Below are 15,477 nucleotides of genomic sequence, written 5' to 3'. Positions count from 1 at the left end.
CCCGATCATGCCGCGGGCCCCGGCCGCGGGTGCACGCTGAGTAGGAGCCGCACATCGGGTACGGCCGGGACGGGAAAGGGTGAGTGACGATGGCTGTTGGCGAGACTTTGGTGACGGTGGTCGGCCATGTGTGCGGTGACCTGTCACACCGCGTCGTCGGGAACGGCAGCGAGCTGGCCAGCTTCTGGCTGCGCAGCAACGAGCGGCGAATGGACAAGGAGACCGGCGACTGGGTGGACGGGCGGCACTTCGCGGTGAAGGTGCTGTGCTGGCGCAAGCTGGCGGCCCCGGTGTACGCCTCGCTGTCGAAGGGCGACCCGGTGATCGTCAACGGGCGGTTGCGTACCAGCCGGTGGCAGGCCGGGGACGGGCAGACACGTTCGATGCCCCAACTGGACGCGCTGGCGGTGGGCCCCAACCTGCTCTGGTGTACGGCCGAACTGAAACGCCTGCCCAAGGTCGGAGCACGGGGTGACCCCGACGTCGACACCTGGTTGGAGACCGAGCCGGGCGGAGCGGCGGAGCTGGGGCCGGAGCTGACGCCACCCACCGCCGATGCCCTGCCGGTCACCTAACGCGGAGCACCGGTCAGCGCCGGAAAACGGTGACCGCCGTCAGGCCGCGGAGCGGACGGCTCTACGATCGGAACCATGGCCGAGTTCATCTACACCATGAAAAAGGTGCGCAAGACCGTCGGGGACAAGGTGATCCTCGACGATGTCAGCACCGCCTTCTTCCCGGGCGCCAAGATCGGCGTCGTGGGACCGAACGGTGCAGGTAAGTCCACCGTTCTCAAGATCATGGCAGGGCTCGACCAGCCGAGCAACGGAGAGGCGTTCATCCAGCCGGAGGCGACCGTCGGCATCCTGCTGCAGGAGCCGCCGCTCAACGAGGAGAAGACGGTCCGGGGCAACGTCGAGGAGGGCCTCGGCGAGACCAAGGTGAAGCTCGACCGGTTCAACCAGATCGCCGAGCAGCTCGCCACCGACTACAGCGATGCGCTGATGGAGGAGATGGGCAAGCTCCAGGAGGAGTTGGACCATGCCGATGCCTGGGAGCTGGACTCGCAGCTCGAGCAGGCGATGGACGCCCTGCGCTGCCCGCCTGGTGACGAGCAGGTCGCTCACCTTTCCGGAGGTGAGCGGCGTCGGGTCGCGCTGTGCAAGCTCCTGCTTTCGAAGCCCGACCTGCTACTGCTGGACGAGCCGACCAACCACCTGGACGCGGAGAGCGTGCTGTGGCTGGAGCAGTTCCTCGCGGACTACCCCGGCGCCGTCCTCGCGGTGACACACGACCGGTACTTCCTGGACAACGTGGCCCAGTGGATCATGGAGCTGGACCGTGGCCGGGTGGTCGGCTACGAGGGCAACTACTCGACGTACCTCGAGAAGAAGCGGGAGCGGCTCGAGGTTCAGGGCAAGAAGGACGCCAAGCTCGCCAGGCGCCTGAAGTCCGAGCTCGAGTGGGTACGTTCGAACGCCAAGGCCCGGCAGACCAAGTCCCGGTCCCGGCTCGACCGGTACGAGGAGATGGCCGCCGAGGCGGAGAAGACCAAGAAGCTGGACTTCGAGGAGATCCAGATCCCGCCGGGGCCGCGGCTGGGCAACGTGGTAGTGGAGGTCGACCACCTGCGCAAGGGGTTCGATGACAGGCTGCTCATCGAGGACCTCTCCTTCAACCTGCCTCGCAACGGCATCGTCGGCGTGATCGGGCCGAACGGCGTGGGTAAGACCACCCTGTTCAAGACGATCGTCGGGCTGGAGGAACCGGACTCCGGCACGGTCAAGATCGGCGACACGGTCAAGCTGTCCTATGTGGACCAGAATCGGGCGGGGATCGACCCGGACAGGACTGTATGGGAGGTCGTGTCGGACCGGCTGGACTACATTCACGTCGGGCAGGCCGAGATGCCGTCGCGGGCCTACGTGAGCGCGTTCGGGTTCAAGGGGCCCGACCAGCAGAAACCGGCCGGGGTGCTGTCCGGCGGGGAGCGCAACCGGCTCAACCTGGCGATGACCCTGAAGCAGGGTGGCAACCTGATCCTGCTCGACGAGCCCACCAACGACCTGGATGTGGAAACGCTCGGCTCCCTGGAGAACGCGCTGGAGCAGTTCCCTGGGTGCGCCGTGGTCATCTCGCACGACCGCTGGTTCCTCGACCGCGTAGCCACGCACATTCTCGCGTGGGAGGGCGACGAGGAGAACCCCGCCAAGTGGTTCTGGTTCGAAGGTAACTTCGAGGGCTACGAACGGAATAAGATCGAGCGCCTCGGCGCCGAGGCGGCACGTCCGCACCGGGTGACCCGCCGCAAGCTCACCCGCGACTGAGGGGGTGTTCGCACCATGAGGAGCCTGCCGGCAGGTGGGGCGCCACGCGTCCCACCGCGGGCGTGCCGCGAACCGGCGCCGCCCAGCCGCACGACGAGCTGAGACGGTGCCATGACCATCAGAACGAGTGCCGAACGCGACGACCGCGCGTTTCCGACAAGATACTGAGGTAGCGGTACTCCTCGTCACTGCTGAGCACGCGAGAGCCAACATTGAGCGGAGTCCCCGTGGTAGCCAGCAAGCACACCAGGCCAGGCGCCGTCGCCGGTGAGCGAGCCGACGCTCGAGGCGCGGCCTCCGCCGCTCGCGGAACGGGCGCGGTGGAGCAACTCCTCGAGCGTGCGGCGGGAATGACCTTGCGCGCCCCGGAGCTGATGCTGATCCTCGGCGAGCGGGCGGCGGCGCTTGCGGAGGCCTCCGGGTCGAATGAGCTCTGGGTGCGGGCGGAATGTCTGGTTGTCTCGGCGCGGGTGCGGCTCGGGGTACGCGCCTCCACGGTGGGCCGCGCCGTGGCGGCGTTGCGCGCCGCGGAGGACATCGGCCAGGTGACGATGGCCGCGCAACTGCGCACCGACCTCACCGTCTGCGCGCGTAGCGTCGGCGCACCCCTCATCGGGCTCGCCGCGCTGCGGCCAGCCCTGACCGCGGGCGGCCTGCACCACGCGCGCAAGGCGGCGGCACTGGGTCACCTCGTCGGCTGCCTCGGCCAGCTCGGGCGCAAGCCGGAGCTGGACAGGGCGTTCACCGAGGCGGATCGCCTGTGCCAGGCCGACGAGACCCTGGACCAGGACGGGAAACTGCTGTCCAGGGCCCTGCTGCGGGTCGGTGTTTCCGCGCACCGCAGGCGGCACGGCGACCTGATGGGGGCAGCGGATGCCGCGCGCACCGGTCTCGGCCTGCTGGACGACGTCGAGGACGCCGAGGCGGACGGCGGGGTGGTGCGGCCGCGCCTGGTGCTCGAACTGGTCTGCGCCCTGCTCGACCGCGGCGACAGCGAGCTGGCGCTCGAACTCGCTCAGCCGGTGCTGGAGACTCCACCGCGGGCCGCCGGAGTCGGCCCGCTCGGGTGGCTGGGTCTGGCCATCGCCACCCGGGTCCACCTGCCCGAAGGCGCGGGCGGCGCGGCGACCCGATTGCTGCGGGAGACCGTACACGGTACCGAGCAGCACGGGCTGCACGCGCTCAGCGCGCGGTTGTGGTTCGAGCTCGCCCATATCGAGGAGCAGCTGGGCAGTGCGGCGGACGCCATCCAGTGCCTGCATCGCTCCCGCGCGGCCGAGCACGTGCACGGCCGGGCACGTAGGCAGGCATTCGCGCTGCTCACCGGGGAGTTCGGGACCGGGGAGCAGGCACCCATAGACATCGAGGACCTGTTGTCCACGGCGCCGGCACGGTGGACGGCGGTGCAGCCGCAGGTAGCGCCGCCGCCCGTGCAGCGGGAGCCGCGGGCGCCGTCGCTACACCCGGCCCCGCGGCGGCAGGAACCTCCGGCCCCCGAGCCGGTACCGGCGGTGATCCCGGAACCGCCGCCCACCCGGGAGCGGGCAGAGCCATCGCGCCCCTCCCGGTACACGGCGGACTCGCCGGCGGCGAGCACCGGCCGCAGCACCCGGCACGACTCCGAGCACGGTTCCGTGGCGGCGCGCTCGGTGCTGGACCGGCTGGGTATCTCGGCGGGTGGAGGCGCGAGCGGACGGCGCAGGGCCACGGACAGCTCCGAGCACTCGGCCTCCGCCGACGGCCACGACGATGCGGCCGACCGGGGGGAGTTTCGCGCCGACTCCGAAACGGCGGCCACGGGTTTCGAACCGGGCCCCGGGCCGGTTCGGGAGAGTCCCGGCGCGCCCACGGAACGGGCGGGGCCGACCGGGCGGCCGGCATGGGGGACGGTCGAGCCCGAGCGGTCCGCGGGCGAACCCGCCGGGGCGGGTTCGGAGCCGGACACGAACGACTGGCTGCCCCGGCTCCGCCTGCCGCCCTCGCTGGCCCCGATGGACGATCTGGATTTCGGTGACTCGCCGGACTCATCAGGCCCGCCGAGCTCGGCGGACACATCGGGCTACCCGGAGCCGTCCTCCTCGATGACCTCTGCGCAGAGGGGCACGGACTTCGGCGGCACCGACTTCCGCGGCGGCGACTTCGGCGGCACCGGTTTCGGTGGTACGGACTTCGGTGACTCCGGGTCCGGCGGCGGCGCGGGCTCGTTCGACAGCTCGTACGGCAGTTCCCACTCGTACGGCAGTTCCCACTCGTCTCACGAGTCCTACAACAGCGACTCGCGCGAGACCCCCTACGACCCGATAGCACCCGCCGAGGAGCCGCCACCGGGAGCCGGGTTGGCCGAATTGCTCACCAGGGCGCTCGCCGAGCACCAGGCGGGCACGTCCAGCGCGGCAGCCCTGGTGAAACGGCTCGGCGCGGGCCAGGAAGAACCGGACACCCCGCGCCGCGTCAACGGCCGGCACCGCGAGGACGGCTGACAAACCGCCCCGGTGCGGACCCATGGGATCGGGACCACGCACGACCGGCCGTCCCGGGCAGGCGCGCGGGGTGTGATCCCGAGCCGGTGCCCTGGACTGAGCCGGATCTCGCCGCACCAAGGTGTGAGGGTTAGTCAGAACGACCCAGCGACCGCGGGCCGACAGGCCCGTGCGAGCGGTCGTTGCAGGTCGCCGCACTGGTGACGCGCATTGCAGACCTGAATAACCCGACCGCGGAATAAGACACTGTGTATTCGCTTACCGTGCAAGACCATTAGGGTGATGTTCGGTCCGGCCAGAAGCACGGACCGAACCCGAGGTACTAACGGCACAACGGTGTGTCATGGAGTGGAGTGTTGCCTGAGATGAGCTCGACGGGAGTGTCGGCGTCACGGTCAGAAGCGGGCGCAAGGGGGGATGGCCAGCAGCGGCCGCGCAGTCCGGAACAGGTCCGCGACGAGCTCGTCGCGGCGGCGGCCGCCTACGCTCCGGAGATCGGCGACCTGATCCGCCTCTACTACCGGCACATCCCGGCCGAGGAGATCCTCGGCGACGAACCGGCCAACCTGGTCGGTGCGGTGCGCTCCCACCAGGAGCTGGCACAGGACCGGGTACAGGGACGGCCCGCGGTGCGGCTGTTCAACCCGACGACCGACAAGGACGGCTGGAGCCGGGAGGCGACCGTGATCCAGGTCGTCACCGACGATATGCCGTACCTGGTGGACTCGCTGGCCGCGCAGCTTTCCCGCGCGGGCCTGCACGCGCAGCGTATCGTTCACCCGATCATCGTGGTCACCCGTGAACTCACCGGGGACCTGCGTGCCATCCACCCGACCGCGGACGTGGCCGACCCGCCGGCCGGGTCCTCGATCGAGTCCTGGATGTACTTCGAGATCGACCTGATCACCGATTCGAATCGGGCGCGGGAGCTGACCGACCGGTTGACCTCCGTGCTCGGCGACGTGCGCGAGGTCGTCGAGGACACCGAGAAGATGATCGAGGCGGCCCGCAGCATCGCGAGCAACCTGGAGGGCGAGCCGCCCCCGCTGGACGGGCAGGAGGTCGACGACGGTATCCGGCTGTTGCGCTGGCTCGCGGCGGGTCACTTCACCTTCCTCGGCTACCGGCACTACGAGCTCGTCCGCAACGAGGACGACGGGGACGAGCCCGCCCTGCGTGCCGTGCTGGCCTCCGGGCTCGGGGTGCTGCGGCAGGACAGTCTCGCCGCCCGCAGCCTGACCGCGGGCCCGGACACCGCGGCGGCCGCGCTGGCGCCGACGCTGCTGGTGTTGACCCAGGCCAGCGCGCCGTCCACGGTGCACCGGCCGATCTACCCCTACTACGTGGGGGTCAAGATCTTCGACAGCGAGGGCAATGTCGCCGGGGAACACCGCTTCCTCGGCATGTTCACCACCACCGCGTTGCACGAGGACGTGCTGGACATCCCGGTGCTGGATCATCGGGTACGCGAGGTCATCCACCGGGCGGGCTTCCCGATGGAGTCCTACTCGGGGCAGCGCATGCTGGAGGTGCTGCAGAACTGGCCGCGCGCCGACCTGTTCTCCGCCGACGTCGACTCGCTCTACGCCACCGCGACCGGTGCGATCACGCTCGCCGACCGGCGCAGGCTGCGCCTGTTCCTGCGACCGGACCCGTACCGGCGGTTCTACTCCTGCCTGGTGTTCCTACCGCGGGACCGGTACACCACCCGATCCCGCCTCGCGATGCAGGAGGTGCTGCTCGAGGAGCTGGAGGGCACCCACCTCGAGTACGGCACCCGGGTCGGCGAGACCTTGCTCGCCCAGGTGCACTTCACCGTGCACACCGATCCCGCCCGCTTGGTGGAGCCGGACACGCTGCGCATCCAGGAGCGGCTGAACGAGGCTGTACGGAGCTGGGACGACCGGATGGTCGAGGCGATCCTCGCCGAGCGCAGGGAGCGGACCGGCGGAGCGGTCGGCGTCTCCGGTGAGGAGTCGGCCACCGAGCTGGGTCAGCGGTACGCCGGGCTGTTCCCGGAGGCATACAAGGAGGACTTCGCCGCCGAAGCGGCGCTGGCCGACATCGGCAAGCTGGACTCCCTGACCGAGGACGCCGACCTGGCGATGTCTTTCTACGTTCCGGCGGGCGCCAAGCCGGGTGAGCGCCGGTTCAAGCTGTACCTGCTCGGGGCGGGGGTGACGCTCTCCGAACTGCTGCCGGTGCTACAGCGGATGGGGGTCGAGGTCGTCGACCAGCGCCCCTACGAGCTGGGCAGGGAAGACGGCACCCGGTCCTGGATCTACGACTTCGGCCTGCGTATCGAGCAGCGCGTGCTGGACGAGATGACCGAGGCCGCCCAGCGGGACCTGCAGGAACGGTTCCAGGACGCCTTCGACGCGGCCTGGCACGGTCGGTGCGAGGTGGACGGGTTCAACGCGCTCGTGCTGCGCGCCGGGCTGACCTGGCGGCAGGCCGCGGTGCTGCGGGCCTACTCCCGCTACCTGCGCCAGGCCGGCACACCCTACTCGCAGGAGTACGTCGAGAACGCCGTGCTCGCGCACACCGACATCGCCACCGCGCTGGTACGGCTGTTCGAGGATCGGTTCCGGCTCGAATCCGACCAGCAGCAGCGGGAGGAGCACAACGAGGCCAAGGTCGCCGAGATCAACGCGCTGATCGACGCGGTGACCAGTCTCGACGAGGACCGTATCCTGCGCAGGTTGATGGCCGTGGTCGAGGCGACCTTGCGCACGAACTACCGGGTCACCGACGCCGACGGCAACCCACGGCCCTACCTGGCGCTGAAGCTGGACCCGCAACGGGTGCCCGACCTGCCCGAACCGCGTCCGCAGTTCGAGATCTTCGTCTACTCACCTCGGGTGGAGGGTGTGCACCTGCGCTTCGGCTCGGTCGCCCGCGGCGGGCTGCGCTGGTCGGACCGGCGAGAGGATTTCCGCACCGAGATCCTCGGCCTGGTCAAGGCGCAGGCGGTGAAGAACGCCGTGATCGTGCCGGTGGGCGCGAAGGGCGGCTTCGTCGTCAAACGCCCGCCGCTGCCGTCCGGTGACCCCGGTATGGACCGGGAGGCACAGCAGAACGAGGGCATCGCCTGCTACCGCATGTTCATCTCGGGGCTGCTTGACCTCACCGACAACCTGGTGGACGGTCGCACCGCGCCGGCAAGGGACGTGGCGCGCTACGACGGTGACGACAACTACCTCGTCGTCGCCGCGGACAAGGGCACCGCCACCTTCTCCGACATCGCCAACGAGGTCTCGGCCGGCTACGACTTCTGGCTCGGCGACGCCTTCGCCTCCGGCGGCTCGGTCGGGTACGACCACAAGGACATGGGCATCACCGCCCGCGGTGCCTGGGAGAGCGTCAAGCGGCACTTCCGGGAACTCGGGGTGGACACCCAGGCCGAGGACTTCACCGTGGTCGGCATCGGCGATATGGGTGGCGACGTGTTCGGCAACGGCATGCTGCTGTCCGAGCACATCCGGCTGGTGGCCGCGTTCAACCACCTACACATCTTCCTCGACCCGAACCCGGACGCGGCCACGTCCTTCCGCGAGCGCAGGCGGCTGTTCGAGCTGCCCCGCTCGACCTGGGACGACTACGACCGCTCGCTGATCAGCGCGGGCGGGGGCGTGTACCCGCGCAGCGCGAAGACCATTCCGATCACCCCGCAGGTGCGCGCGGCACTCGGCCTCGAGGAGGACGTGCAGAAACTGGCGCCCGCCGAGTTGCTGCACGCCATCCTGCTCGCTCCGGTCGACCTGCTGTGGAACGGCGGCATCGGCACCTACGCCAAGGCGGCGACCGAGACCCATGCGGACGCGGGGGACAAGGCCAACGACGCGTTGCGGGTCAACGGCGGTGAGCTGCGGGTCAAGGTGGTCGGCGAGGGCGGCAACCTCGGCCTCACCCAGCGCGGCCGGATCGAGTTCGCCAGGAACGGCGGCAAGATCAACACCGATGCGCTGGACAACTCCGCGGGGGTGGACTGCTCGGACCACGAGGTCAATATCAAGATCCTGCTCGACCAACTGGTCACCGGGGGCAGGCTGAGCCGGGAGCAACGCAACGAGCTGCTGGAGCAGATGACCGAGGAGGTCGCGGAGCTCGTGCTGACCGACAACCACCGGCAGAACGCGGTGCTCGGCATCAGCAGGGCCCACTCCGGGCCGATGCTGTCGGTGCACCAACGCCAGGTGGCCGCGCTGGAGGCCAGGGGAGCGCTGGATCGCGAGCTGGAGGCACTGCCCAGCGCGAGCGAGTTCAAGGCGTTGGACAAGGCGGGGGAGGGTCTGACCTCGCCGGAACTGGCCACCCTGCTCGCGCATGTGAAACTAGACCTCAAGGACGAGCTGCTCGCCAGCGAGCTGCCGGATGTCGAGGTGTTCGCCCAGCGGCTACCGGAGTACTTCCCGCGGCCGCTGCGGGAACGGTTCGGCGACTCGATTCCCGGGCACCCGCTGCACCGGCAGATCATCACCACCTTGCTGGTGAACGAGGTCGTGGACGGGGCCGGGGTCTCCTTCGCCTACCGGCTGAGCGAGGAGATGAACGCCACCGCGACCGACGCGGTACGCGCCTACGCGGTGGTGACCAGCGTGTACGACCTGTCCTCACTCTGGGCCGAGATCGATGCGCTGGACAACCGGGTCTCCACCGAGATCGCCGACCGGATGGTGCTGGAGACGCGCAGGGTGCTCGACCGTGCGGCCAGGTGGTTCCTCACCAACCGGCCGCAGCCGCTGGCCGTGGGGGCCGAGATCACCCGGTTCGGCGACACCGTCGCCGAACTCGTGCCGAAGCTGCCCGGCCTGCTGCGCGGTCGGGAGGCCGACGCCGTGCGATCGAACGCGGCTGAGCTGGTCGAGCAGGGCGTCCCGGCCGGGTTCGCCGACCGGATCGCCTGCCTGTTGCACGCCTACGGCCTGCTCGACGTCACCGAGGCCGCCGAACTGGCCGAGCAGGAGGTCGGGCTGAACACCGAACGCAGCCCGATCGAGACGGCGGAGCTGTACTACGCGCTGTCCGACCATCTCGGCATCGACAAGATGCTCACCTCGATCAGCGCGCTGGAGCGCGGCAACCGCTGGCACGCGCTGGCGCGGCTGGCGCTGCGGGACGACCTGTACGCCTCGCTGCGGGCGATCACGCTGGATGCGTTGCGGCACAGTGATCCGGAGGACAGCGCCGACGAGAAGATCGCCCAGTGGGAGCAGACCAACGCCAGCAGGCTGGCGCGGGCGAGGGTCTCGCTGGACGAGATCGAGCGTTCCGGTCGGCACGATCTCGCCACGCTGTCCGTGGCGACCAGGCAGATCCGCAGCACGGTCCGATGACATATACCACGATGGTCCGGCCCCGCTGGTCCGATATGGACGTTTTCGGGCATGTGAACCATGCCAGTATCGTCACCTTGCTGGAGGAGGCGCGTGTCGAGTTACTGTTCGGCCGCGCCGGTGCGGAAGGGCTGACCGGCCTCGCCAAGGGAGTCGTGGTGGTCCGGCTCTCGGTCGACTACCGCGCACCCCTTGTGGTCGACGGTGGTGCGGTGCGGGTGGAGATGTCGTTGACGGAACTGAAGTCCGCCTCGTTCACCCTCGACTACAAGGTCGATGGTGGACAGTCCGATTCGGACCAAGTCGCGGTGGTCGCGCGGACCGTACTGGCGCCGTACGACGTCGACGGGGCGCGGCCGCGCCGGCTGGCCGATGCGGAGCAGCGCTTCCTCACGCAGTGGCTGGGGGAGGGGGAGTCCGGTGCCTGAGCTGCATATCCCCGATCCCGGAGACCGGGACACGCTCGCCGCCTTCGTCGCCCGTGCCGTGCGGTTGGACGGCCAGACCATGGTCCGGTTGCGGGAACGGGAACGTGGTGCCGGGCTGATCGAGGCCTGGGTCGCCACCCCCTTCGACGTGCTCGTCACCAGGGCGGTGGTCGGCGTGGTCTCGCCCTCGGACCTCACCGTGTCCGGCAACGAGTTGCTGGCCGCGCTCACCGTGACCGGCGGTAAGCGGATGGACCCCGGTCCGCCGCGGGACCTCTACTGGCAGTCGGAACTGCCGATGGGCGGCAGTTGGCGGGCGGTCGACGACTTGCCGGCCGAGGAGATCGCGAAGCTCGCCGAGCGGGGGGTGACCCTGGCACGGGACAACGTCGGGCCGCAGGGCACGCCACCTGCCTCGCTGATGGACCAGACGGTGCTCACCGTCAGCAGCGAGGCCATGCAGATCAAGGTGCCGATGCGCTGCCTGTTCGCGCTGTCCGGGATGGGGTTCCTGGACGCTTCCCGCGCCGAGGACGTGGTCCGGGTGACCGCTACCGACTCCTGGATGCGCCTGGATGCCCGTTACGGCGCCGCGCTGCGGCGCAGGCATGCCCTGCTGCCGCTGCTGTTCTGACCGGTTCGATGGAAATACCCGGGCCGGCCTGCCATCGTGGGCGGATGACCGGACGCGATCAAGCGGGACCCGATCCCACCGCCGAGTGGCTGGCGGAGGTACGGCCGCCGGAGACGCCGTGGCGGGTGGACCGGCCACCCGAGGCGGCCGCAGAGCAGCAGGTGGCGGGGGAGCCGGGCCCGGCTCCGGGGACGTGGCAGCGTGCCCGCACGGCGGCACGGGCGGTGGGCCAGGCGGTGCCCTACGTGCAGGCGGGTGCCGTCCTGGGCTGGGCGGCAGGTGCCGCGTTTGCCGAGGACGGCACCGAGTCCGAGCAACCGGGGTTCGAACCGGGCACGGACGGCTGAGTCTCAGCCGGCGCGGATGTCCCGCATGTGCTCGATCTCGGCGGCCTGACCCGCGATGACCTCCTGCGCCATCTCCAGTGCCCTGGTTTCCAGGCCGTTGGCCAGCTCGTCCTCGGCCATCACCAGGGCACCCTCGTGGTGAGTGATCATCAGGTCGAGGAAGAGCCGGTCGAACTCGGCGCCGGTCGCCGCGCGCAGCGCGTCCATCTGTTCCGGCGTGGCCATGCCGGGCATCAGCTCGCCGCCCTCGTGCCCACCGGGGCCGGCGTGCGCGGTGTGTCCCGTGGCCAGTCCACGATCGCCGTGCCGCCCCGCTTCCGGCGGCACCGGTTTGCCGTACCGGATCAGCCAGGCCGCCATCAGGGCGATCTCCGCGTCCTGCGCGGCGGCGATCCGGCCGCCGATCGTGCGTACCCGCTCGTCCCGCGCGCGTTCGGTGATCAGGTCGGTCATGGTGATCGCCTGCCGGTGGTGCGGGATCATCATGTTCATGTAGTCGACGTCCGCCTGGTTCGGGCGGAGCTGCTCACCGCTCTCGTTCGCCCGCTCCGGCGCCAGCACGGTGGGTTCGGCGCCGGGGCCGCCCGGAGCAAGCACGGGTGCCGAGGGCTCATCCGGCGGTCGCTCGACCGGCTCGTTGACGCAACCCGCCAGCAGCATCGCGGCACCGGCGGCCACCAGCACCGTGGCGGCACGAACTCGCATTCGCTCAGCGAACCGGTTCTGCCCACGAGAAGTCAATCCCGCACGGGAACTACCGCCGTTCGTCGCTGGTGACCGGCGGCAGGCAGGCGCACAATCAAGGCACGGTGTGACGTGGCCGAGAGGAGACCGTGCCATGGGGAAGGTGCACCACGCTCGCAAGCTTGCGCGAGTCCTTGCCGCCATCACCGGAATCCTCTGCCTCACCGCGATGGGCGTGTTCGTGGCGCCGGCTGCGGTCGCCGAGCGGGACGGGACTCCGGGCGTGGACGAGATCGTGCACAGCCACGACCTGCGCCAGGTCGCGAACATCCCGAAACAGCCGCCGTTCGACACCGAGGACGCCTACGGCACCGATATCGCGTTCACCAAGGGGCACGCGATCGTCGGCAACTACGACGGCTTCGTGATCTACGACGTGCGCAACCCTTACCGGCCGCGGGTGGTCAGTCAAGTGCTGTGCCCTGGTGGGCAGAACGACGTGTCGGTGCACGGGGATCTGCTGATCCTGTCCACTGACTATGCGCGCAGCAACGACTCTTGTGCCAGTGAACCGATGCCGGCCGCGAACCCGCAGGCATGGGAGGGCATCAAGGTCTTCGACATCAGCGACCTCGCGCGGCCGCGGTACGTGGCCTCGGTGCGCACCGACTGCGGCTCGCACACCCACACGATGGTGCCCGGAAAGCGGAATCGGTCGCTGTATGTCTATGTCTCCTCCTACTCGCCCGCGCCGGAGCTACCGCATTGCCAGCCGCCGCACGACCGGATCTCGATCGTGGAGGTCCCGCTGCGCAAACCCGCCGATGCCAGGCTGGTCGCCGAGCCGGTGCTGTTCCCGGACGGCGGGAACGCGGGTGGCACCAACCCGGACGGCACCCGGCGCTCGGCCACCAGTGGCTGCCACGATCTCACTGCCTACCCGGAGAAGAAGCTCCTTGCCGGGGCCTGCATGGGCGACGGGGTGCTGATCGACATCCGGAAGCCGCTGCGGCCCCGGGTGATCAACCGCGTCCAGGACAACGTCAACTTCGCCTTCTGGCACTCGGCCACCTTCAACAACGCAGGCACGAAGGTGGTCTTCACCGACGAGCTGGGCGGTGGGGGCCTACCGACCTGCAACGCCACCTTTGGGCCGGAGCGGGGAGCGGACGGGATCTACGACATCACCGGCCGCGGCGCCAACCGTAAACTGGAGTTCCGTAGCTACTTCAAGCTGCCCCGGCACCAGGCGGAGAACGAGAACTGCGTCGCGCACAACGGCTCGCTGGTCCCGGTCTGGGGCAGGGACATCATGGTCCAAGCCTGGTACCAGGGCGGCGTCTCGGTGTGGGACTTCACCGACTCGGCCAACCCCGTGCAGATCGCCTACTGGGAACGTGGCCCGCTCTCCGAAACCGAGTTGGTCGTGGGCGGTTCCTGGTCGGCGTATTACTACAACGGCTATGTCTACTCTTCGGACATCCAGAAGGGGCTCGACGTGCTGAACCTCGTCGACTGGCGCACCTTGCCCGCGAAGCTGGTGCGGTTCGACGAGTTCAACCCGCAGACCCAGCCACGCTACGGCTGGCGCTGAGTCGGCGCGTCCTGGTGCTGAGTGCCGGCGACCAGCCAGGCGGCAGCGTCCGGTGGTAGTTTGCCGTCCACCAGCGGTGCGCTGGACAGCAGGAGCTCGCCGGGTGGCAGCGCCACCGGGGCGGCCGAGGTGTTCAGCGCGCAGGTGAGCCCACCCGGCCTGCGGCGCAGCGCGAAGCATCCGGCCGGGGCGCCGTACCATTCCACCTCGGTGCCCGCGAAGGCCGGATGCTGCTGCCGGAGCTCGAGCGCCTGCCGGTACAGCGAGAGGGTGGAGTCGGTGTCCTCGAGCTGCGCCTCCACGGTCAGGTCCGCCCACTCGGTGGGAATCGGCAGCCAGGTGGCCGGGTTGCCGGAGAAACCGAACGGCGGCTCGGGCCCCTCCCAGGGGAGCGGCACCCGTACACCGTCCCGGCTGGGACGCGCGCCGCCGGAGGCGTGCCAGCGCGGGTCGGTCAGCGCCTGCGCGGGCAGTTCGACGTTGCCGAGGCCGAGTTCCTCACCGTTGTAGAGGAACACCGCTCCCGGCAGGGCCAGCTCCACCAGCGCCATCGCCCGTGCTCTGCGCAGCCCCTGCTCGCCGCCGCCGTAGCGGGAGACCTGCCGCCATACATCGTGGTTGGACAGCGTCCAGGTCGCCGGCGCGCCGGCCGTCGTGGCGACGGAAAGGGAGCGTTCGATGGCCGCCTGCAGCGCGTCGGCGTCGAAGTGGGTGAGCACCAGCCGGAAGTCGAACCCGAGATGCAGCTCGTCCGGGCGCAGGTAGCGGGCGAAGCGCTCCTCGTCCAGCGCCCAGATCTCGCCCACCGCCATCGCGTGCGGGTACCCGTCGAGCACCTTGCGGATCATCTTGTGCAGGTCGTGCACGCCGTCGTCGTCGAAGCGGGGATCGAAGTAGTCGCCGGTGCCGAAGGTCTCCACCGCCCGCGGGTCCATGTCCGGAAGACCGGGTGGTTTGGCCATCCCGTGCGCCACGTCGATCCGAAAGCCATCCACGCCGCGGTCCAGCCAGAACCGCAGCGTTCGTTCGAAATCCGCCCGCACCTCGGGGTTGGCCCAGTTCAGGTCGGGCTGATCGGGGGAGAACAGGTGCAGGTACCACTGCCCGCCGCCGGACTCGCCGGATCCGCCGGGAACCCGGGTCCATGCCGGGCCACCGAAGGCGCTCACCCAGTTGTTCGGCGGCCGCTCGCCGTGCGCCCCTTCGCCGTCCCGGAAGTGGTAGCGGTCGCGCTGCGGGCCGCCCGGTGGCGCCGCCAAGGCCTCGGTGAACCACGGGTGCTCGCGGCTGGTGTGGTTCGGCACCACGTCGACGATGACCTTGAGCTCGCGCCGGTGCGCCTCCTCGAGCAGGGCGTCGAAGGCGGCCAGATCGCCGAACAGCGGGTCGACATCCCGCGGGTCGGCCACGTCGTACCCGTGGTCCGCCATGGGGGACCGGTAGAACGGGGTCAGCCAGAGCGCGTCCACCCCGAGTAGTTCGAGGTAACCGAGCCTGCTGCGGATGCCGTCGAGGTCCCCGACCCCGTCGCCGGTGGAGTCGGCGAAGGAACGTACGTAGACCTGGTAGAACACGGCATCGCGCCACCACTGGGAGTCCCCCGGTGTCGCCTGCCTGCTTTCGGCCGCTCTGCGCACGGCGCGCAAT

General features: G+C 69.9%; 10 protein-coding genes. 8 read left to right on the top strand and 2 right to left on the bottom strand.

Annotation, left to right across the window (positions count from 1 at the left end; genetic code table 11):
* The first annotated feature begins 89 nt into the window (after positions 1-89).
* From ssb to FB471_RS31760, 7 genes are all read left to right on the top strand, one after another.
* Positions 90-575, top strand: coding sequence for a single-stranded DNA-binding protein (gene ssb / locus FB471_RS31790; RefSeq protein WP_142003516.1), 486 nt, complete (start codon positions 90-92; stop codon positions 573-575).
* Positions 576-650: 75 nt separating this feature from the next.
* Positions 651-2,327, top strand: coding sequence for an energy-dependent translational throttle protein EttA (gene ettA / locus FB471_RS31785; protein WP_142003515.1), 1,677 nt, complete (start codon positions 651-653; stop codon positions 2,325-2,327).
* A 227-nt stretch (positions 2,328-2,554) separates the two neighbouring features.
* Positions 2,555-4,807: a hypothetical protein gene (locus tag FB471_RS31780; protein WP_342779499.1), complete on the top strand. Its 2,253-nt coding sequence runs from the start codon at positions 2,555-2,557 to the stop codon at positions 4,805-4,807.
* Between the two features lie 365 nt (positions 4,808-5,172).
* On the top strand, positions 5,173-10,143 hold the full coding sequence (locus FB471_RS31775) for an NAD-glutamate dehydrogenase (protein ID WP_142003514.1): 4,971 nt from the start codon (positions 5,173-5,175) through the stop codon (positions 10,141-10,143).
* Positions 10,140-10,571 (top strand): acyl-CoA thioesterase, encoded by a 432-nt coding sequence (locus FB471_RS31770; protein ID WP_142003513.1) that lies wholly within the window; start codon positions 10,140-10,142, stop codon positions 10,569-10,571. The genes FB471_RS31775 and FB471_RS31770 overlap by 4 nt, the downstream gene beginning before the upstream one ends.
* Entirely contained in the window at positions 10,564-11,205 is a 642-nt protein-coding gene (locus tag FB471_RS31765; protein WP_142003512.1) for a DUF8185 domain-containing protein, read from the top strand. The genes FB471_RS31770 and FB471_RS31765 overlap by 8 nt, the downstream gene beginning before the upstream one ends.
* Positions 11,206-11,249: 44 nt before the next feature.
* Positions 11,250-11,552: a hypothetical protein gene (locus FB471_RS31760; RefSeq protein ID WP_142003511.1), complete on the top strand. Its 303-nt coding sequence runs from the start codon at positions 11,250-11,252 to the stop codon at positions 11,550-11,552.
* A 3-nt stretch (positions 11,553-11,555) separates the two neighbouring features.
* Here the strand turns inward: FB471_RS31760 and FB471_RS31755 are convergent, their stop codons facing one another.
* Positions 11,556-12,257: a DUF305 domain-containing protein gene (locus FB471_RS31755; protein WP_142003510.1), complete on the bottom strand. Its 702-nt coding sequence runs from the start codon at positions 12,255-12,257 to the stop codon at positions 11,556-11,558.
* 133 nt (positions 12,258-12,390) lie between these two features.
* Between FB471_RS31755 and FB471_RS31750 the strand changes: the two genes are divergently transcribed.
* Entirely contained in the window at positions 12,391-13,830 is a 1,440-nt protein-coding gene (locus FB471_RS31750; RefSeq protein ID WP_142003509.1) for an LVIVD repeat-containing protein, read from the top strand.
* Here FB471_RS31750 and FB471_RS31745 read toward each other — a convergent pair.
* Complete coding sequence (locus tag FB471_RS31745; RefSeq protein ID WP_142003508.1) at positions 13,815-15,467, bottom strand: glycoside hydrolase family 13 protein; 1,653 nt, start codon at positions 15,465-15,467, stop codon at positions 13,815-13,817. The two genes, FB471_RS31750 and FB471_RS31745, sit on opposite strands and share 16 nt — an antisense overlap.
* Positions 15,468-15,477: the final 10 nt, after the last annotated feature.

The organism is Amycolatopsis cihanbeyliensis (genome assembly GCF_006715045.1).
Taxonomy (GTDB): domain Bacteria; phylum Actinomycetota; class Actinomycetes; order Mycobacteriales; family Pseudonocardiaceae; genus Amycolatopsis; species Amycolatopsis cihanbeyliensis.
The sequence above is the reverse complement of the archived record's forward strand: the minus strand, read 5'-3'. Positions and strand labels throughout refer to the sequence as shown.